The 4,063-nt window shown below is 72.5% G+C and carries 3 protein-coding genes; 2 read left to right on the forward strand and 1 reads right to left on the reverse strand.

Annotated features, from left to right (window positions below; all coding sequences use genetic code 11):
- Nucleotides 1-118 precede the first annotated feature (118 nt).
- Together ACIRU3_RS47410 and ACIRU3_RS47415 are read left to right on the forward strand one after the other, a co-directional pair.
- Nucleotides 119-802 (forward strand): response regulator, encoded by a 684-nt coding sequence (locus tag ACIRU3_RS47410; RefSeq protein ID WP_404070620.1) that lies wholly within the window; start codon nucleotides 119-121, stop codon nucleotides 800-802.
- A 2-nt stretch (nucleotides 803-804) separates the two neighbouring features.
- On the forward strand, nucleotides 805-3,351 hold the full coding sequence (locus ACIRU3_RS47415; protein WP_404070626.1) for a DUF4118 domain-containing protein: 2,547 nt from the start codon (nucleotides 805-807) through the stop codon (nucleotides 3,349-3,351).
- On the opposite strand, the gene ACIRU3_RS47420 is transcribed toward ACIRU3_RS47415, so the two are convergent.
- The gene (locus tag ACIRU3_RS47420; RefSeq protein ID WP_404070623.1) at nucleotides 3,281-3,940 is read right to left on the reverse strand and encodes a hypothetical protein; all 660 of its coding nucleotides are present in this window, start codon (nucleotides 3,938-3,940) and stop codon (nucleotides 3,281-3,283) included. The genes ACIRU3_RS47415 and ACIRU3_RS47420 overlap by 71 nt on opposite strands.
- Nucleotides 3,941-4,063: the final 123 nt, after the last annotated feature.

Consider the following 4,063-nt stretch of genomic DNA (forward strand, 5'->3'; position numbering starts at 1 on the left):
TGAAGGACCTCGCGGCCAAGCAGTGACGGCCTTGGGCCCAACCCCCGGGCGTCGGCGGGACCGGGACACCTCCCGGTCCCGCCGGCTCCCGCAGCCATGACAGGAGAGGCGTACACCCATGACCCGGGTGCTCGTGGTGGAGGACGACCCGCAGCTCGTACGGGCCCTCGTGATCAATCTGCAGGCCCGCCGGTACGGCGTCGACGCGGCCCCCGACGGCGCCACCGCGCTGCGGCTGGCGGCCGCCCGCCAGCCCGATGTGGTCCTGCTCGATCTCGGACTGCCGGACATGGACGGCGTCGACGTCATCAAGGCCCTGCGCGGCTGGAGCCGCGTACCGGTCCTCGTCCTGTCGGCCCGGCAGTCCTCCGACGAGAAGGTCTCGGCCCTCGACGCCGGCGCCGACGACTACATCACCAAACCGTTCAGCATGGACGAGCTGCTGGCCCGGCTGCGGGCCGCCGTCCGCCGCACCGAGGACCTGCCGCTCGTCCCGGAGGCCACGCTGGTCCGCACGGACGGGTTCTCCATCGACCTGCTCGCGAAGAAGGTCGTGCGGGAGGGCCGTGACGTCCGCCTCACCCCCACCGAATGGCACCTGCTGGAGATCCTGGTCACCCACCCGGGACGCCTGATCACACAGAAGCAGCTGCTGCAGGAGGTGTGGGGCGTCTCCCAGAGCAACAAGACCAACTACCTACGGGTCTACATGGCCCAGTTGCGACGCAAACTCGAGGCCGACCCCTCCAGCCCCCGCTATCTCATCACCGAGCCCGGCATGGGCTACCGCTTCGAAGGGTGACCATGGCACGCGGCAAGCTCCGGATCTACCTCGGCGCGGCCCCCGGCGTCGGCAAGACCTACGCCATGCTCTCCGAGGCGCACCGCCGGGTGGAGCGGGGCACCGACTGCGTGGTCGCGTTCGTCGAACACCACCACCGGCCGCGTACCGAGGTCATGCTGCACGGCCTTGAGCAGGTGCCGCGCAGGGAGATCGAGTACCGGAACAGCACCTTCACCGAGATGGACGTCGACGCGGTCCTCGCCCGCCGTCCCCGGGTGGCCCTCGTCGACGAACTCGCGCACACCAACGTCCCCGGCTCCCGGAACACCAAGCGCTGGCAGGACGTCGAGGAGCTGCTCGCGGCCGGGATCGACGTGATCTCGGCCGTCAACATCCAGCACCTGGAGTCGCTGGGCGACGTGGTCGAGTCGATCACCGGCATCCGGCAGCAGGAGACGGTCCCCGACGAGGTCGTGCGCCGGGCCGACCAGATCGAGCTGGTCGACATGTCGCCGCAGGCGCTGCGCCGCCGTATGGCGCACGGCAACATCTACCGGCCGGACAAGGTCGACGCGGCCCTGTCCAACTACTTCCGGCCCGGGAACCTCACCGCCCTGCGCGAGCTGGCCCTGCTGTGGGTGGCCGACCGGGTCGACGCCTATCTGCAGGAGTACCGCACCGAGCACCGTGTCTCGACCATCTGGGGCTCGCGCGAGCGGATCGTGGTCGGCCTGACCGGCGGCCCCGAGGGCCGCACCCTGATCCGGCGTGCGGTCCGGCTCGCGGAGAAGGGCGCCGGCGGCGAGGTGATGGCCGTCTACATCTCCCGCAGCGACGGCCTCACCGCGGCCTCCCCGAAGGAACTGGCCGTCCAGCGCACCCTCGTGGAGGAACTCGGCGGCACCTTCCACCACGTGGTCGGCGACGACATACCGGCCGCGCTGCTGGCCTTCGCCCGGGGCGTCAACGCCACCCAGATCGTCCTCGGCGTCTCCCGCCGCAAGAGCTGGCAGTCCCTCTTCGGCCCCGGCGTCGGCTCCACGGTGGCCCGGGAGTCCGGCCCCGACCTCGACGTCCACCTCATCACCCACGACGAGGCCGGCAAGGGCCGCGGACTGCCCGTCGCCCGGGGCGGGCGGCTCGGCCGCTCCCGGATCATCTGGGGCTGGCTGGTCGGCATCGCCGGCCCCGCCCTGCTGACCTGGCTGCTGAGCGGTGTGTTCGCGGACGTCGGGCTCGCCAACGACATGCTGCTGTTCCTGACGACGACGGTGGCGGCGGCGCTGCTGGGCGGCCTCTTCCCGGCCCTGGCCTCGGCGGTGGTCGGATCCCTCCTCCTGAACTGGTACTTCACCCCGCCCGTCCACACCCTGACGATCGCCGATCCGGAGAACATCGTCGCCATCGCGATCTTCGTCGGGGTGGCCGCGTCGGTCGCGTCCGTGGTCGGCCTGGCCGCCCGCCGCACCCAGCAGGCCGCCCGGCTGCGCGCGGAGTCGGAGATCCTCTCGTTCCTCGCGGGCAGCGTGCTGCGCGGCGAGACCGGTCTGGAGGAGCTGCTGGAGCGGGTCCGCGAGACTTTCGGCATGGAGTCGGCGGCCCTGCTGGAACGCGAGAGCGACGTGGCGCCCTGGACCTGCGCGGGCAGCGTCGGCCCGCGCCCCTGCGCCACTCCCGAGGGCGCGGACGTCGACGTCCCGGCCGGCGACCATCTGTCCCTCGCCCTGTCCGGCCGTGTCCTGCCGGCCGAGGACCGCCGGGTGCTGGCCGCCTTCGCCGCGCAGGCCGCCGTCGTCCTGGACCGCCGGCGCCTGCGGCAGGAGGCGGACCAGGCCAAGGAGCTGGCCGAGGGCAACCGCATCCGCACCGCCCTGCTGGCCGCCGTCAGCCACGACCTGCGCACCCCGCTGGCCGGCATCAAGGCGTCGGTCACCTCGCTCCGTTCGGACGACGTCGAATGGTCGGAGGCCGACCAGGCGGAACTTCTCGCAGCCATAGAGGAGGGTGCCGACCGCCTCGACCTCCTCGTCGGCAACCTGCTCGACATGTCCCGCCTGCAGACCGGAACCGTCACGCCGATCATCCGCGAGACCGACCTGGACGAGGTGATCCCGATGGCGCTGGGCGGAGTACCCGAGGACAGCGTCGACCTGGACATCCCGGAGACCCTCCCCATGGTCGACGTGGACCGGGGCCTGCTGGAACGGTCGGTCGCCAACGTCGTGGAGAACGCGGTCAAGTACAGCCCGCCGGGGGAACGGGTCCTGGTCGCGGCCAGTGCCCTCGCCGGCCGCGTGGAGGTCCGTGTCGTCGACCGCGGTCCGGGCGTTCCGGACGACGCCAAGTCCCGCATATTCGAACCCTTCCAGCGCTACGGCGACTCGCCCCGCGGCGCCGGAGTCGGCCTCGGTCTCGCGGTCGCCCGCGGCTTCGCGGAGGCGATCGGCGGCACGCTCGACGCCGAGGACACACCGGGCGGCGGCCTCACGATGGTCCTCAGCCTGCGGAGATCCGGGGGCGTCCGGCCGGAGCCGGAGCAGGGGGTGCCGGCGACGGCGACCGGATGACCCGCCGTCGCGGGACAGAAGGCCGGGCCCGTGCCCTGACCCCGAGGACGTCGGGCATCGCCCGGCCGGCCGGGCTCGGGTTGAAGCGGCTCCACGCCAGATACTCGATGCGATGCGGGCCCGTCGGCCACCGGGACCGGCGCCGGTCCGGGGTCGTCGGCGGCCGGCTGAACGCCGACGGCAGCAGCGCGATACCGAGCCCGCGCGTGATCAGCCGGGTGATCAGCTCGACGACGCCGGCCTCGTTCACGACCTCGCGGACCAGGCCCGCGGCGGCGGCCACTGACCTTGGCGGGCCGGCAGCCGACGGTCGGCGGCCTGCTGCTGCTCCCGCGAGTTGAAGACCGTCGCCGCCGCCGGGATCGCTCGGCTGCGGACCTGCCGGGCCCACGCCGCTGGCGATCGGACCTGCCTGAGCCCGTCGGCCCTGCTCGGGCCCGGTGAGCGGACCGGCCGCTATCGGCGCGGCACCGACACCTTGCGCACCGGTGCCGACGGCCGGCCGTGGATCAGCGCCGAGGACCTGGCCGTCGCGGCCGTAGACGAACTCGAAAACCCGGGCCCCCGACCCCGCATCACGGTCGTCCATCACGACGCAGGTCCGCCGGTGTCCGACCCGCCTTAGAACCCCTAACGAAATGATCTTCGAGGTGGTTGGATCACTCCGAGCTCGATGATTTGGGGGTGCGGGGTGGCTCGGCCGAAGCCGTGG

This window comes from Streptomyces sp. NPDC101151, assembly GCF_044768335.1.
GTDB lineage: Bacteria > Actinomycetota > Actinomycetes > Streptomycetales > Streptomycetaceae > Streptomyces.

Coding starts and splice junctions, on each gene's coding strand:
- ACIRU3_RS47410 (WP_404070620.1), top strand. CDS start 119: ATGACCCGGGTGCTCGTGGTGGAGGACGACCCGCAGCTCGTACGGGCC.
- ACIRU3_RS47415 (WP_404070626.1), top strand. CDS start 805: ATGGCACGCGGCAAGCTCCGGATCTACCTCGGCGCGGCCCCCGGCGTC.
- ACIRU3_RS47420 (WP_404070623.1), bottom strand. CDS start 3,940: ATGGACGACCGTGATGCGGGGTCGGGGGCCCGGGTTTTCGAGTTCGTC.